The sequence below is a fragment of the Pseudoalteromonas sp. C12FD-1 genome, assembly GCF_037414265.1.
In the GTDB taxonomy this organism is placed as follows: domain Bacteria; phylum Pseudomonadota; class Gammaproteobacteria; order Enterobacterales; family Alteromonadaceae; genus Pseudoalteromonas.
Genome location: NZ_JBBEVD010000052.1, coordinates 40932 through 56970, shown reverse-complemented (window position 1 = coordinate 56970; position 16039 = coordinate 40932). Strand labels below are relative to the sequence as shown.

The window sequence follows — 16039 nt, the reverse complement described above, 5'->3', positions numbered from 1 at the left end:
ATAATTAGGCGTTTGTTAGTACTGCTTTATTTTTGTAATGCAATACAAAAATTTAATCTAGCTGGCTTTAATCTTTTTTATAATCACTAAAATTAATGATATTACTGGTATCTGTTATTTCGTTTGATGGGCCGTCATCATATTTTTGGTCAGTGACAAGCGATTGGCAGTAACTTAATAAACGCTCTATGGGTATAAACTTCTCCTTGCGGCCAGTTGTTTTATTAGTAATACGTTTAGGTTGGGTGTTTAAATAAATAGCTAACTCAATGGCTAGATCTTTAGGTAAATCATACAACCCCTCTTCCTTTAGTGTTTGGGTAACCCAAAGTGCGGCGTCGCTAATATGGCCACTTATACTTAAATCGGTATTTTTAACCCAATGCGGAGAAAACTCTATTTTAGATAAATCACTCAACAGCACCGTTATGTCGCTGCGTGGTATTAGCTGATAAACCTCAAGCGTTTCTGCCATCATTAATTGCCACTCATATTGTAGGCACTGCGTTAACTCTTCTTGCGATAGCTTTAAACTAACCGGTATAAAAAACGTAAAACGGCTATTGGCCTCACAAACAATGATTGTTTTTTCACGAGATTTATAGCTGTTATCAATAATCTGTAATTGCCAATTAAAGCAATTTTTATCGCTTATGAGGGTATTTACCCCCGCTTGTTTACCGAGTTCATGTGGCAAGCGAGGTAAATCAGCTTTTAAGTATTTATTAAGTGCGTTTGAGGCGCAAAGTTGAAATTTCATAAAGTTAACCAAATTTACCAGCAGCTAGATCTTGAACCCCTTCTGGGTGTAGTAGCCTGTTTGCTTTTTTAGCTAAAATGCCAAACGCTACTTTTTCAAGTTTGGTATATGCCACTTTACTAGTCGTATCGCTTACCTCAAGTGCAGAATAACTTGCCGGTGTTTTGAGCCAATCACAAAACGCTTGTGGATTAATTTCAATATCACTATTAGCATTTAAATGCGTAGCAACAAGCTCCTGCCTTTGTCTTAAGCCAACTGTATTTTGCCATTTCAAATATGAGCAAAGTATTGCACCATCGATATTTTCTAGACCTTTTACAGCTGCGGTTAAGCCACCAAATTCATATGATTTAGCTTTTTTTAATAAATATTTAAAAATAAAATTATCTAAATCCATCATTTCACAATTACCACGCCTTGCGTACAAGGCTCTATCAAAAGTAATTTCCCACCGTGTCTTTCTTACCCCTAATTCCGCAGCGAATTCTTCAGGTAACTTTATATTCCATATTAAATTTTTATGTGTTGTATCGACTATTTCAACATCTAAATATTCAAACATACCCACCGTAAAAGACTGCACGTGCTCAGAGGTTATATTTAGCTCCTCTTTCATCTCATTTGGGTCATACCCTGCGGCGTGCTCAAATAATTCACGCTGTTTAGATGCTGAACTTTTTGCTTTATTTAACGCCTCTTCAATACGATCACGCGTTCGTGTAATACCATCTCCAATCGCATCCTCTAAAATACTCTCAACATCAACAAGGTCTGCAATTTCACCCATTATATCTTCGCCCAACCGTTCGTTATATTCTCCGCTCAACGTTGATAAGTCGCCAACTACTTGCTCTATTCTTTCTTGCATTAATTCCATTATTTGATCATCCATAGACTCAGGCGAATACAAGTTAAAAACCACAACACGATGTTTTTGTCCATATCGATAAAGCCGACCTATTCTTTGCACTAACCGCATTGGGTTCCAAGGTAAATCGTAATTGATCATAATGTGGCATTTTTCTTGAAGGTTAATACCTTCACCGCCTGCCTCAGTCGAGATTAAAAATTGACCTTCACCTTCAAACCTTTCTATGGCACTTCTTCGGTCATTATGTTTCATAGATCCATTAATTAAGCCGACACATCCCATTCCCAAACACTGCTCTAAAGCATTTTTTAAATATTCTTGGGTTGAGCGGTACTCTGTGAAGATTAAAACTTTCTCAGCCCTATTACTGGCTAAAATTGAAGGTATTAAAGTATCAGTAAATTCTTTTAGTTTAGGATCACATTGCAGCACTTCTTCGCTTTCTGCAATTAATACATCGAGTTGTTCAAGCTCACCTGCAAAGAACTCTTTATTTTTTAAACTCAAAACTTCATTTTCTTCTACTTCGCCCAAATAGCGTTCATCTTCAAAAAACTCACTATCATCAAATGGCTTTGATGCTTCAATTAGGCGCAATTTTCGATTCCTAAGTGCTTTGTTAATAGCCTTTGCACTCGAAGCAGCAAGTTTTCTATAAACAGTCATAACAAAGCCAATCGCATAACCGGTTTGCCCCATTTCATTAGCAGTTAAATAACCCTTTCTTAGATATGACTGAAGCGACTCGTCAAATGCCCTCATTGAGTCATCATGAGGAACTCTAATTGCTCTAGTCGTTTTACCTTTAAAAATAAAATTCCCTTCAATGTCAGTTACATCAGATTTATTATTTCTAATCATCATTTCTGAGAGGATTTCAGGGTTTAAGGAAAGAGTCTGTATTTCTTCTTTTTTATCTGGATTAAGTAACATTAATAAACTTTGAAACTTATCTGGTTTACCTTGGTGGGGCGTTGCACTTAATAACAGCATATCCCTTGTTTTTGATCGTAAAAGATTTGCTAATTGAAACCTATGGGATACATCAAACTGTAATCCATACTGCCGTCTACTTAACCTATGCGCTTCGTCAAATATAACTAAGTCCCAATCATCAGCTCTGAGTAATTTATCTAAATGTCTATCATCTTTAAACTTATCAATTGAGCCAATAACATGTTTATACATCCCCCATTCACGCGTATCTTCAATAGAAAAGTTATCGCCATAAATCCTAAACTCACTCAACCCAAATTTATGATGTAGCTCATCTTTCCATTGAGCTGTTAAGCCAGCAGGAGTAATTAATAAAACTCTATCAGCTTGACCTCGCTGCTCAAGTGCTTTGAGTAACATGCCAGTTTCAATTGTTTTACCTAAACCTACGTCATCGGCAATTAACCAGTTAGAGTGACCCGACGCTAAAATGCGATGCACTAAGTGCACTTGATGGGGTAAAGGATCGATGTTCATACGGGATAAAGAACCGGTATTCTCATTCCAATTTTCAATAGCGTGCGCCAGTACTTTTAATCTAAATTTTTCAGGTGAAGCCTCATCACCAAAATCTTGTGTGCAAAAGCGGTGTTTGACTCCTTTTATCCAGGCTAGTCTTTCAAAAGGCAGCCACCGCGTTGTGCCTGTGTTTGAAAAATTCACTAATACTTGATGAAAGCCTGCAATTTCCTGTGTTTTAAGAACAACACCTTCTCCTAAAGACTTTTCACTATTCGAAACAGGAACGTGCTGTACTTCCATACCAACCTTAAAGCCAGAGACAACTGATGAAAGTAATTCTAATGTTTGACGCCTCAGCGCTGACCAATGGATTTTTAAAGTAATCCCATCTAAACCTTCCATTACTTGCTGCACTAATCCATCACCCAACTTTTCATGCCTAACCCAACAACGCTTTACGGGCTTTAGTCCATTATATTTATTCATAGTTTTTATCCTTTTCATCTTCAGGCAAGAAGCTTCTAAAATAATCTAGTAAATACTCTCGGGTATATGTATCAGAGGTGTAGTAACTTGGTGGCGCATTTTTAGCGAATAAATCTACACCATACTCATTTAATTTTTGCATCTCTTCAGAATGGGTTTGACTCGCCCAAAGCTCATCAACATGCTCATAGTCTTGTGCCTTACTAAAACCACCTATAGAGGAAGTAATATTTCTTTCATTTAACCGATAATTAAATAAATATTTTATAAAAGCAGGAAAACACAATCTAAGAATTTTATGGTCGTACCAATAGTCAAATTCCTGTTCTAATAAATCATATACTTCTTCAAAGCTTGGCAAATCAGTAAAAGTCCTAATTAAACGAAGTGCCTGTCTCCAGCTAAAGTGTCGATATATTGCATCCGTTGACTCGCCAGATACATAAGCTTTAGAAAAAGCAATCCAATATCGAGGGGAATCTAGCCATAAATTTTTAACTTCGAATGCAAGCATTAACTCATCTAGCGTTGCACCTGCTGCAACTTCTCGCTCTAATGCCCTTTTTGCATTAACCCATCCTTTTATACAAAGTACCTCGGTTAAAAAAGGCAAAGCACTGCGCTCCCAATCAAAAACAGTTATTAGGTCTGCAGCCTCTGCTACAGCGCGATCTTCTTGAGTAAATGTATTATCGAGTACGCCATTATCTGTTAAGTCTTCAACTTCATCATCAAATGAGTCATCCCATAACCCATAAAGATCATCTCTAAATGTATCAAAACTACCAGCCTCTACTTCAATACTTTCATCAAAGTCAGCTAAATCACCAAACCTTTCAATCTCTAGGTCATCTTCAATTAGATCGTTACCTTTAAGCTCACTAGGTTCATCACTAATCAAATTAACATTGCTTTTCGCAAGTAAAACCGTATTCATAGCCTCAGTAAAAGCAGGTGCTTTTACTGGTTGCTCTTCTTCTTTATTTTGACTACTCATTTCATCAGTAGCCGACTGTTTGGCATGTTGTAATATGCCTTGCAGCTCACTAGTATCAGGCTGTAATGGCTTAACTGCATCTTCTTTTAAAGCGTTTAAACTCTCACGTTTAGTTTCTTCATGCAGCGCTGCCCCCCCCTTGTAATCAAGGCCTTTAATTTTTGATTTAACAACTATTTTAGGTATTTGCTGAGTATCTGCAGGTGGCGATGTGCCTTTACCCTTTAAAGTTAAAACAGCACGTTTTGGTTTATTTTCTTGCGTCTGCTCATTATCAGAAGAGGGTTTATTAGCAGCATATTTCAAGCTGGGTTGCACACTGGCCGGCTCAGAGTTATTTACATTATCGCCTTGCTTAACTCGCTGCTGAGTATTTTTATTTAAACTTAATATCTGCCTTGCTAAGTCAGCATCTTCGGGGGGGCTTGATTTATGAGACGGTTTTACACGAGTGACTTGCTCGGTGTGGTGGCTGGTAACACTTTGTATTGCTGTCTTTTGGGTACTTTTATTTAAACTTACTATTTGCTTGGGAGCTGCAGCTTCTTTTATCTCATTAGCGTGTAATACAGGTTTTAAGCTTGTTTCTGGCTCTGAGTGTTCGGTTTTACTACTAGTATCGTCAGCAATTTTCGCTTCTTTATTAAACAACTTAGTTTTAAGCGACTTAAAAACACGCTTAACTTTATGTTTAATCGTTACTTTATTTGTGGCCTCTGGCGCTTTATGCGGTTTTAAGCTCAGTACCTTTCTTTGCGCTGACTGTGGGGGTGTTTCATCATCAAAGGTATATTCGGCTTCGGTTAAGCTAGTTTCTTGCTCAGCCAAAAATGACAAATCAGCCTGAACAGGTAAATCAGCGTCATTTTTAGCCTCGTCCGCTGTGTGTTTGCTAAGTGTGTTAAACGATATTTTACCCGCACGATCAAAGTCTCCCACTTTATAATAAAGTGGCGTCAGGCTATTAAGTACCTTAAGCGAAAATGGCATTTCCTGCTGCCAGTGCTCTAATAACTTAATTGCGCCTTTAACATCTGCTTTTTCGACTAAGTCAGCGGCTTGTTTTAAAAGCTGGGTTTCAGTTATGTTTTTATTTAATTTACCTTGGGTCATTTAACATCCTTGTTAATTTGTTGTGTTATTAATTACCTAAAGCTCGCCTGCAAAGGCTTTTTGGCTTAGTGAGTTAAACAATTCGCTATTCAAATTTGAAGAATCATCATAATTTAACTTGGAGGCTAAAAACCTTTTACAAACATTCTCATATTCATTTTGAAGTTCAATAGTTGGAACGATAATTTCAAATGATTTTACATCGTTCTGATTGATACTTGATTGATTCACCGCATCTTTTGAACAAGTCGCAATTTGCATTTTAATATTTGGCATTTGCAGCTGTTGCACTAGGAATCTAGGGTTTAGCTTTGTTTCATCAACTTTAAAGTTCATCATGTTGGATTCAAATACGGTTGATTCTTCAATATGTTGGGCAAAGCCACACTTTCCTAAGTACTCTTTGCTATTTACTCGGTTAATGACAATACTTCTTTCTGAAAGGCCAAATTTTTCCATTTCAGCATCAGTAATTTTTACACGCTTTAATTTTGATTGGTCAGATAGTACACCATCATAAAATCCATCAATTCTTAATATCCTCGCTCCACTTCCATAGTCGCTTGCAGGTTTATAAAGCCCATTAGTTGGGCCTTTTACTATCATTTCACCAAGACTCTTAACTTCCCACCCTTTAGGGTTGATGGCGGGATCGCCGAACATGTCTAGGAATACGCTGCGGAGGAAGTCGTCGGCGAGGTTGATGGTTTGTTGGCGTTTGCGGCGCACGCTGTCGGCTTTATCTAAAATTGCGGCAATGCGTTTTTGCTCGTCTAGTGGTGGTAGTGGGATTTTAATTTGCTTTAGATGACTTGGTCCAAAATTCGGTTGAGCTGAGCCTGTAATCAAACGATTCATCTGGTTCTTAAACAGATCTGTTTGTAAATATCTTCGAAGATAATATTTACAAAGTTTTTTCGAGTCTAAAGATTTAAACCGAATCATACTTGTGTTCATACAAAGAGGTAAGTCAGCTTTAGAAACCCAAGCAGTTTTACCCCATGTTGCGCCAGAACTAGCCATTACCAAGTCACCTTCATCACAAAGAAAGTGGCTATATTTATCATTCACTTCTGTTTCATCTAAATATTTATCTGAATTTTTGATGCATAGGTTTTCATTAACGATATTTTTAACATTAATTAATTTGATACCCTCACTACGAAATTGCCATTTTCTTACACCTGGCCCTTCTTGAAAAAAAACAACGTCTTGAAAATCTACCAACGGCCAGCTCACAGCATTCCCTCCAGCTCTTTTAAATCAGACAGTATTTCATTTTCTAATGATACTAATTTACCTAAAATTTCTTTTGGCGGATCGTAGCTTTCTTCCTCGTATACCACCTCTTTGTAGCGGTTGATTGACAGGTCGTATTTATTATCGATGATTTCATCTTTACTGACTAGGAACGCTTTTTGGGTTTTGTCTTGCCATGTATTTAATGCGCTTTTCCGACCTACGTATTGCTTGTACTGTGCTACTAAGTCGGGTAAATCGTTGTCTTTAATTGGGGTGCGTTTATCGTCTAGGCTAAAACCATCGGCTTGTACATCGTAAAACCATACGTGGTCGGTGCTGCCGCCTTTGGTAAATATGAGTATGGCGGTTGATACACCGGCATAGGGTTTAAACACGCCACTTGGCAGTGAAATTACGGCTTCTAGCTGGTTGTTGTCTACCAATAATTGGCGCAGTTGTACGTGTGCTTTTGATGAACCAAAGAGTACGCCATCGGGCACAATAGTGGCAGATTGACCGCCTATTTTTAGCATGCGCTCAATAAGGGCAACAAACAGCAACTCGGTTTTTTTAGTTTTTACTTTGCGTAATAACTCTGGACACACGTCTTCTTCGTCTAGGCTGCCTTTAAATGGCGGGTTGGCGAGTATTATGTCAAAGCCTTCTTTGGCCTTTTGCGGGTAGTGCTCTTTAAAGTTTTGGCTTAGGGTATCTTGATAATGAATGCCCGGTTGTTTAATGCCGTGCATTACTAAGTTCATGGCGGCTACGCGCAGCATGGTGGCGTCAAAGTCAAAGCCGTTGAACATGTTTGTATCTATGTGGGTGCGCTGCTCTGGGGTAATTAAGTCGCCTGAATACAGTAAGTTTTCAAGCGGTTTGCCGCTGTCATCAAGCTGTATATTGCCATTTACGTCAAGCACTGACTCGCGATCGATGCCCTCGACTGAGGTGTATTTTTGTAATAGGTATTCGTAACTTACCGACAAAAAGCCACCGGTGCCGGTTGATGGGTCACAAATTTGGCTGGTAACGCTTGGGTCCATCATTTCGACCATGGCGCGTATAATATGGCGCGGGGTTCTAAATTGGCCGTTAATGCCTGCTGTAGTGAGTTTGCTAAGCAAGTATTCGTATAAATCGCCTTTGGTGTCGGCGTTTTCAAGTGGTAGGTCGTTAACCATTTCAACGGCTTTTACCAATAAGCTTTGCTTTTGAATCATTAATTGCGCGTCTTTCATAAACTCGTTAAATATCGCGCCTTCTGGCGATACATCATCTGAGGTTTTTGAAAAGTACGGGAACAGCTCATCTTTAACCAGTTTGTATAACTCTTCTGCGCCTAAATGGCGCAGGTTTTGCCAACGAATGTGTTGTTCACTGTCGCTAAAGCGGCGGTTAAATGGCTGTTTAGTACGGGCGCTGCGTTTTTCGTCGGCTTGCTCGTTCATGTCGAGCATACGGGCGTACATTAAAAAGGTAATTTGCTCTACTACGGTCAGCGGGTTAGTTATTCCGCCTGTCCAAAATTCTTCCCATAGTTTGTCGATTTTACTTTTTAAAGGTCCGGTGATCATAGCTTTCCTAGTGTGAGCGGCTTATTGCGCTCATTGTGTTAATTAATTTTTTATATGGCATTGTTGGATGCCGTTCAGGCTTATCCAACATCGTCGGATGGCGCTTTGCCTTATCCAACATCGTCGGATGGCGCTTTGCTTATCCAACACCGTCGGATGGCGCTTTGCTTATCCGACCTACGTTTTGTGCTATTTAATTTTGGCTTAATAAATTTCGATTAAGCGAATAATGGTGTCTTTTTCTTTAGGGTTTGACTCTGCTACTAATAAGGTTATTGCCGCTTAGCCTGTGTCGTTTATTACGGGTTGGTAATACTCGTTTAGCAGGCGTTGATTACGATTTAAAAAATCAACAAATAAAAATGCTGCGGTGCGTTTATTGCCATCACTAAATGGGTGGTTTTTTTACAACAAAATATAATAAATGAGCCGCTTTACTTTCTATACTTGGGTAGGCAGGCTCACCAAAAACACTCTGCTCTAATGCGCCCCAAATTGCACCTAGGCCGCTGTTACGCTCTTGTGCAAATAGCTTAGGGCTTCACCTTTGTTTATAAGGTTTTGCTTAAGCTGAGCAATAGCGGCTTTTGCATCATTAAGCGGTGTAAGTGCGCCGCCTAACTCCCCTTTTGGTGAGTTAAGTAGTCCTTCATCGTACTGTTGTAGCCATAAAAAGGTTTGCGTGTAACTAGCAATTATATCTACTAGCCCTGCACCAAACTCACTGTTTTGTGGCAAAACAGCAATACGTTTAACGAGTTGTAATGCGTTATCTAGCTCTGTTGCGTTTTGTGCTAATCGCTCTTGATTTAAGGTGTAGCCTTTTAATAAATGCTGCTTTAACGTTTTAGTTGCCCACTGGCGAAAGCGCACCCCATTTTTAGATTTAACGCGATAACCCACAGAAATAATAACGTCGAGATTATAATGGCTTACAGTATAACTTTTGCCATCTGAGGCAGTTGTCCGGAAATTCCGGACAACTGCCTCTTCAATTAACTCTTCATCTTTAAAAATATTACGAATATGTTCAGACACTGTACGCTTGTTTTTATCAAACAGTACTGCCATATCTGCTTGAGTGAGCCATACTGATTCGTTCTTTAATGAAACAGATAATTGCAACGCACCGTCATCAGATTGATAAACTTCTACTTGATTAGCCATTTACACTATCACTTCTTTATCTACCGTTTGGTTTTTATCACCCAATTGTACATCAAACTGCTTAATAAATTGCTCTATTACGTCGGCTTGTTGCTGGCTAAATACGCCATCTAGCCCCATGTCGTGTATTTGTGTAAAAGGTGCATCGTAAAGCTGGGTTATTTCAATAGAGCCGTGGCGAATTAGGTGGTTTTTTAACATACCAATAAAGCGCTGTTGCTTGGCATTTACATGGGTGTGTATTTGCTGCACAAAGGTCGTAAAGCTCTGCTCTATGGCGTTTTTATCCATGCCGACTATGGTACGCAATATTTTATCAAGCGTCGCGGTTGATTCGGGAAAAAACTCTTTTAATGTATTTAAATCAACACTTGGGTTTTGCGTATGTACTAACGAGCTTAATTGCGCTAAGTCGGCTTCGGTTACTTGTTCGCCATTACGTATTTTTTTAAGTACGCTGTCGGTTTCAAATAACGGGGTGAGTGTTTTTTCAACCTCTTGGCGATATATTTGGTAATCAATAGAGACTATTTTTGTAAGCCTATCAGCCTCTTTAATTTGGTTTGCGTCTTCTTTTATGTCGAGCACAAAATCACTTGTTGGCGGCTTCACGCTTTTATTACGTAGGTGAATAATACTGCGCAAATTAATGCGGCTTTGCTCAAGCGCTGCATGGGTTAAATACTGCCAATATTGTTCGGTTTGTATTTCTGCTATGGCTGGTGCTTTGCTACGCACTTCATTTAAATGCATTTGTAGCGATTCAACCTTGTTCATTATACTTTGTTTAGCTAAATCGATTTGGCTGGCGTCGGTAAGTAACAGAGTTTGAATAGTGGTTAGCTCAGAATCAAATTTGTACGCTTCACTTTGCCCCATGATGTTACGCCATTGCATAAGCGGCGCTACTTGAGCAAGTAACGTTTGTACATCATTAGGAATAAACTGGTTTAGGCGTTTTAGGTCTTTAAAGCCCTCAACCACTTGCCAGTTGTCGCGCACTGATATTGATTCCATTGGCAATAAACAAATATCGTCGTGAATTAATTTAATAGTTTGATCAAACACATCCATATCGGCTTTTTTAAGTGCCGTTTGTGCAAGGGTTACCCGTGTTTCAAATAGCTTTTGCAGTAACGATTTTGTTTGTTTTACGTCTTCTTCTTCTGGGTTTTCGTCAAAGTATTCAAAGTTTGCCCAGTGGTCGAATATTAAAAAGTGCGTTTTGTGCTGCCCTGGGCCATATAGGTTTTCGCATAGGCGTGTGCCACGGCCAATCATTTGCCAAAACTTTACTTTTGATTTTATGGGTTTTGCAAAAACAAGGTTTACGCATTCAGGTACGTCTATGCCGGTGTCGAGCATATCGACCGATACCGCTATACGCATACTGTTTTCGTCGCTTGATTTAAAGTCGTCTATTAGCTCTTCAGCACGTTCGTACTTTGAGTGAATAACGCGGCAAAAATTAGCACCGTGTTGCGGGTAAAGCTCGCTAAACAATTGTGCCATTAACTCTGCGTGGGCTATGTTACGGGCAAATATAATTGTTTTACCTGGGAGCTGGCCGTCTTTATCGCGCAGGCCTTTTTCCATTAAGTTACGCAGTATTAGTCTGTTGGTGTCTTTATTTTTAATGGCTTCGTCTATTTGTTTTGCGTCAAAGTCGAGCTCGTTAGGGTCAATGCCTTGCTCTTCTAATTGGGCTATTTGCTCATCGGTCAGGTTGTCTTTTTTAATGCCTTCGCGCAAAAACTGAGTGGTGTAACTTACAATTTTGTAAGGCACTAAGTTGCCTTGTTCTATCGCGTCTTCAAGTGGGTAATTGGCTGTGGGTAGCTTGTAATCGCAACCAAACAAATCACACGTTGAGCGCGATACCATTTCTACCGGTGTGGCGGTTAAGCCTACTTCGAGTGCGTCAAAGTATTTAAAAATATCACCATAAATATTATAAATTGAGCGGTGTGATTCGTCGGCTACTATTAGATCAAAATGACCTACATCGTACTTGTTCATTATGCGCAGCATGCCTGGGTAGGTTGCTATAAATACCCGCGCACTCGCTGCAGTGTTTTTAGCGCTTTTACCTACAATATGCACTGGCTCTTTGGTGTGTTCGGTAAAGGCGTTACCCGCTTGTTTACGCAGCTCTTTTCGGTCACATAAAAACAGTACCCGCTTAGCCCAACCGGCATCGAGCAGGCGTTTTGCAAGGGCAATAGATACGCGTGTTTTACCAGTGCCGGTGGCTTGCACAATAAGCGCTTTGCGGTGTTTATCGCTAAAACGCTCGCATACACGTGTTATGGTTTCCATTTGATACAAACGCCCAGCCACAGCCGTATCTATTGGCGTTTTATTTAAATCTTTTTTAAGCGTACGTTGCTTTATTAGGTATTGCAGGGAATCTTTTGAATAGTAACCGTATAAACCTCGGCTATTATAGCCTTGCGCGTCGTCAAGTATTTTTATATCCCAGCCGTTAGAGTAAAAAATCACGGGCCGTTGCCCATATTGCTTTTCGAGCGCGTTGGCATAAAGCGTTGCTTGCTGGCGGCCTTTTTCGATGTTTTCGCGGGTGCGTTTTGCCTCTATTACCGCAAGTGGTTTGCCGTCGTCATCCCATAATACGTAATCAACGTAGCCTACGCCTGTGGTTGTAGGCTGGTCGGTTACTTTTACCTCTTTGCCAACGTCTTCTGTTGACTTGTCATCAAGTGCAACGTTCCAACCTGCATTACGTAGGTCTAAATCGATAATACGTTTGCGTGTTTCGTGTTCGTTAAAGTTAAAGCTTGAGTTAACAATTTGCTCATTTCGGGTTTTAACCTGAGTAAGCTTTTCTGCATCAATCGTTTGTTTTAGTTTTGCTGCTTGCTGCTGCGCTTGTTTTTGTGCAAGCTCTGCGGCTTCTAGTTCGTCAAGTGCGCGTTTTAAACGGGCTTGGTTTTCGGCTAATTGTTTGGTGAGTTGTTTGTTCTTTTTAGCAAACTCAGCATCACTTTGGTTAGTTGGCTGTGTTTGCTCAGGCGCTCTAAACTCTGGGCACTCTTGTTGCGTGCCATTGGCATACGCCATAAATAAGTACGAGGCTACAAAGTAGCTTTCTTTTAATATCCAAATAGCTTGTTGTTGATCTACTTTGCCTTCGTGAGCCGCTTGGTTGCCGCTTTTACGTATGGCGTGGAGCTTATCGGTAATTAAACGCGGGACTGCACTGGTAAAGTCGTCGGCGGTAAGTTTATCAAAAATATTAGAAGTGGGTAAAACAGGTAAACTAAGTTCTTTATATAAGTAGCCTACTACTTTTTCAGCAAAGCAACGTAATTTTACTAATGCGCTTTGTGGATCGGTAATCGCATAGTCTTCTGCAAAAGCGGCTAACTGGTGTAGCTCTGGCCACTTAGATTGAATATGTTCAAAGTTCATTGATTGCTTCATTCCTGATTACTTCCTTATCAACTAATTTACCATGCGTTATTATTTTTATGCGTTTGCAAGCTTGCGAATATTAAGCCGTTATATTTATTTTTATATTGTGTATTACTGCACTTAACCAGTAGCTTGTTTCAAAGCTTTGGTTACTAGACTCAATCGCTATTTTTTTAGCAAGCTCGTTGGGTAGCACCTTATTTATTTTACTATTTATGCGACTACGCGTTTGCTGCACAAAGGTTTTTTCCATTACCTTTAAATTACTGTGCAAACCATCTCTAAAATCTTCGGGCTCTATGCCAAACGTATCGCGGAATATACGTAAATCACTGCTATTTTGCTGTAAAAGCATGAGGTATTCTTTGCTGTAACGCAAAGACTCTTCAAAATCACGACCCACTACTAACTGTTTATGTTCACTTTGGTTGTATTGGTTTAACCATAAATAAAAGGCGGTTTCTTTTGCGGTAAGTTTAATTTCGATACCCGCAAAAGTGAGTGTTTTTGCTTTTGTGTTTACCTCTAGGGTTAAATCTTTTTTATGGGCTGAGTTTAAGCTTGCCACTGTTTGGCTAAACGATGCACTTTGCATGTTGGCAATGAGTGTTTCGTCGATAGATTGTCGCATTCGTACAAATGGGATCTCGGCAAGGGTTACCTTTGCATTAATACAATCAACCTGCTTGCCATTTTTACCTTCAATAACTTGGCTATATGGTGTTGGATAGTAAAAGTCTTTTACAAATTCAAATTCATCATTAACAAATACATGACTGAGCGAATCTTGCTCGCGCCCTAACAACGACATGGCATAACCTAAATAAAACGCCATTGTTTTGCGCCCACCCGCTATAGATGCATGAATACTAATATCGTTTGTATTGGTGAGTTCAAACACTTTACGCGTAATAAAATCTGCCATGTAGGTTTGTTCTATTTCAGATTTAGCATCATTAATAGGTTGGCCTTTATCGTCTTCTATAAGCCATATGTTTTCATCGGGGAGTTCAATATTAGGAAGTTGGTAATCTGCTAAAAGTTTAGCTAAATGACCTTGCTTAAATAATCCATCGGTGAGTATAGTCTTGGTGCTTTTTGTTGTAATAACAAACACCTCTTCAGGCATTGGCTTACTCTGCTGATAAAGCGCAAAAAGAGTTTCGGTTAATACTTGTGGGCTTGCACCGGTAACTATTAGTAGTACATTCTTCATCAACGATCCTTTTGTATGAGGAATCTGCATAATACATAAATTACATAGTTAATGAAACTTGTTTGAGCTCAGTGGATTAAGTGAAATAAAATGAAATAAAGTGAAGTGATTAAAACGCCCGAATACTTGCAAAAATAAGTTTAATTTAGGGCACAAAAAAGGACGCTAAAAAGCGTCCTGATATTGAATAATGGTGGAGAGAGAGGGATTCGAACCCTCGTTAGGGATTAACCTAAACACACTTTCCAGGCGTGCGCCTTCAGCCACTCAGCCATCTCTCCACAGTGTTGCATTGCAACAGCGCGTTATAGTATGAAATAGGTTACATAGGTGCAAGGCATTTTTAAATTTGTGCTGTTAAGTGCCTAATAATCAATCAGCAATTTACTTTAGACATAAAAAAACGGCTAACCCAGTAGGATTAGCCGTTTTTATACAGAGTGATGTTTACTTTGCCATGTTGGCTGTAAAGTCTAACATGCGATTAAGTGACTTGAGCGCGCCTTCGCGTAAGTCCATATCTACAAACACTTCTTTACCGCGAGGGTCTGTTAGGGCTTCTTCAATCGCTTTTAAGCCATTCATTGCCATCCACGGGCAGTGTGCACAACTTTTACAAGACGCGCCTTCACCAGCAGTTGGGGCTGCAAAAAACTCCTTTTCAGGGCATAGCTGCTGCATTTTGTAAAAAATACCGCGGTCTGTCGCTACAATAAACTTTTCGTTATCCATTGTTTGCGCAGCTTTAATTAGCTGGCTTGTTGAGCCAACCGCATCTGCCAGTGCCACTATTTCAGCTGGCGACTCTGGGTGAACCAATACACCTGCGTCTGGGTGTAGGGCTTTCATATCTTTAAGCGCTTTTGTTTTAAATTCATCGTGTACGATACATGCGCCATTCCACATGATCATATCGGCGCCGGTATTTTTTTGAATGTAGCTACCAAGGTGTTTATCTGGGCCCCAAATAATTTTTTCACCTTGTTCATCTAAGTGCTCTACTATTTCAAGTGCGCACGATGAGGTTACAATCCAATCTGCACGGGCTTTAACCGCTGTAGAGGTGTTTGCATATACCACCACTTTACGATCAGGGTGCTGATCGCAAAACGCTGAAAACTCATCAATAGGGCAACCAATATCTAATGAACAGGTTGCTTCTAGCGTTGGCATAACAACGGTTTTGTTTGGCGTTAAAATTTTAGCGGTTTCACCCATAAAACGTACGCCTGCAACGATGATCATATCTGCATCGTGGCGAGCACCAAAACGTGCCATTTCTAATGAGTCGGCAACACAGCCCCCTGTTTCTTCGGCAAGTGCCTGAATTTCAGGATCTGTGTAGTAATGGGCTACCAGCACTGCATTTTTATCTTGCAGTAGTTGTTTAATACGTGCTTTATATTCGCCTTGCTCGTCTTTAGTTAACGGAGCTGGCTTAGGAGGAAAGATATAACCTTCAGGCATAATAGTTTGAGCTAGACTCATGTTCTCGACCACTTCATCTACAGTGCATTAATTACAGCAAATTATACGAGAATACACGGGCAAATAACAGCTATGTGGGCATGCTGTTTATAAATAAAAATAACAAACTGATTTAAATAAAATAAGGGGAATGTTGAGATTTTTAAGAAGTGGTGGGTCATGATGGACTTGAACCATCGACCAATGGATTAAAAGTCCACTGCTCTACCAACTGAGCTAATGACCC

General features: G+C 39.7%; 9 protein-coding genes, 2 tRNA genes and 1 pseudogene. All 12 read right to left on the bottom strand.

What is annotated here, in order from left to right:
- Positions 1-67: 67 nt before the first annotated feature.
- Positions 68-760 (bottom strand): amino acid adenylation, encoded by a 693-nt coding sequence (locus tag WDB87_RS07570; protein ID WP_337849498.1) that lies wholly within the window; start codon positions 758-760, stop codon positions 68-70.
- Positions 761-764: 4 nt separating this feature from the next.
- Positions 765-3578 (bottom strand): DEAD/DEAH box helicase, encoded by a 2814-nt coding sequence (locus tag WDB87_RS07565; RefSeq protein WP_337849497.1) that lies wholly within the window; start codon positions 3576-3578, stop codon positions 765-767.
- Complete coding sequence (locus WDB87_RS07560) at positions 3571-5688, bottom strand: hypothetical protein (RefSeq protein WP_337849496.1); 2118 nt, start codon at positions 5686-5688, stop codon at positions 3571-3573. The genes WDB87_RS07565 and WDB87_RS07560 overlap by 8 nt, the downstream gene beginning before the upstream one ends.
- A 36-nt stretch (positions 5689-5724) precedes the next feature.
- Entirely contained in the window at positions 5725-6927 is a 1203-nt protein-coding gene (locus tag WDB87_RS07555; protein WP_337849495.1) for a restriction endonuclease subunit S, read from the bottom strand.
- Positions 6924-8507, bottom strand: coding sequence for a type I restriction-modification system subunit M (locus WDB87_RS07550; RefSeq protein WP_337849494.1), 1584 nt, complete (start codon positions 8505-8507; stop codon positions 6924-6926). Before WDB87_RS07550 ends, WDB87_RS07555 begins: the two co-directional genes overlap by 4 nt.
- 282 nt (positions 8508-8789) lie before the next feature.
- Positions 8790-8885 (bottom strand): annotated as a pseudogene (locus WDB87_RS07545) (hypothetical protein); the annotation flags it as partial.
- Positions 8886-9008: 123 nt separating this feature from the next.
- Positions 9009-9674 (bottom strand): virulence RhuM family protein, encoded by a 666-nt coding sequence (locus WDB87_RS07540; RefSeq protein ID WP_337849493.1) that lies wholly within the window; start codon positions 9672-9674, stop codon positions 9009-9011.
- The gene (locus WDB87_RS07535; RefSeq protein ID WP_337849492.1) at positions 9675-13118 is read right to left on the bottom strand and encodes a type I restriction endonuclease subunit R; all 3444 of its coding nucleotides are present in this window, start codon (positions 13116-13118) and stop codon (positions 9675-9677) included.
- A 70-nt stretch (positions 13119-13188) separates the two neighbouring features.
- On the bottom strand, positions 13189-14325 hold the full coding sequence (csm6, locus tag WDB87_RS07530) for a CRISPR-associated ring nuclease Csm6 (protein WP_337849491.1): 1137 nt from the start codon (positions 14323-14325) through the stop codon (positions 13189-13191).
- Between the two features lie 191 nt (positions 14326-14516).
- A tRNA-Ser gene (locus tag WDB87_RS07525) sits at positions 14517-14606 on the bottom strand.
- A 166-nt stretch (positions 14607-14772) separates the two neighbouring features.
- Positions 14773-15813 (bottom strand): quinolinate synthase NadA, encoded by a 1041-nt coding sequence (nadA, locus tag WDB87_RS07520; protein ID WP_337849490.1) that lies wholly within the window; start codon positions 15811-15813, stop codon positions 14773-14775.
- Between the two features lie 150 nt (positions 15814-15963).
- Positions 15964-16039, bottom strand: a tRNA-Lys gene (locus tag WDB87_RS07515).

Bases quoted from the DNA above. Each gene is read 5' to 3' on its own strand.
- WDB87_RS07565 (WP_337849497.1), bottom strand. From the start codon at position 3,578: ATGAATAAATATAATGGACTAAAGCCCGTAAAGCGTTGTTGGGTTAGG.
- csm6 (WP_337849491.1), bottom strand. From the start codon at position 14,325: ATGAAGAATGTACTACTAATAGTTACCGGTGCAAGCCCACAAGTATTA.
- WDB87_RS07570 (WP_337849498.1), bottom strand. From the start codon at position 760: ATGAAATTTCAACTTTGCGCCTCAAACGCACTTAATAAATACTTAAAA.
- nadA (WP_337849490.1), bottom strand. From the start codon at position 15,813: ATGAGTCTAGCTCAAACTATTATGCCTGAAGGTTATATCTTTCCTCCT.
- WDB87_RS07560 (WP_337849496.1), bottom strand. From the start codon at position 5,688: ATGACCCAAGGTAAATTAAATAAAAACATAACTGAAACCCAGCTTTTA.
- WDB87_RS07540 (WP_337849493.1), bottom strand. From the start codon at position 9,674: ATGGCTAATCAAGTAGAAGTTTATCAATCTGATGACGGTGCGTTGCAA.
- WDB87_RS07535 (WP_337849492.1), bottom strand. From the start codon at position 13,118: ATGAAGCAATCAATGAACTTTGAACATATTCAATCTAAGTGGCCAGAG.
- WDB87_RS07550 (WP_337849494.1), bottom strand. From the start codon at position 8,507: ATGATCACCGGACCTTTAAAAAGTAAAATCGACAAACTATGGGAAGAA.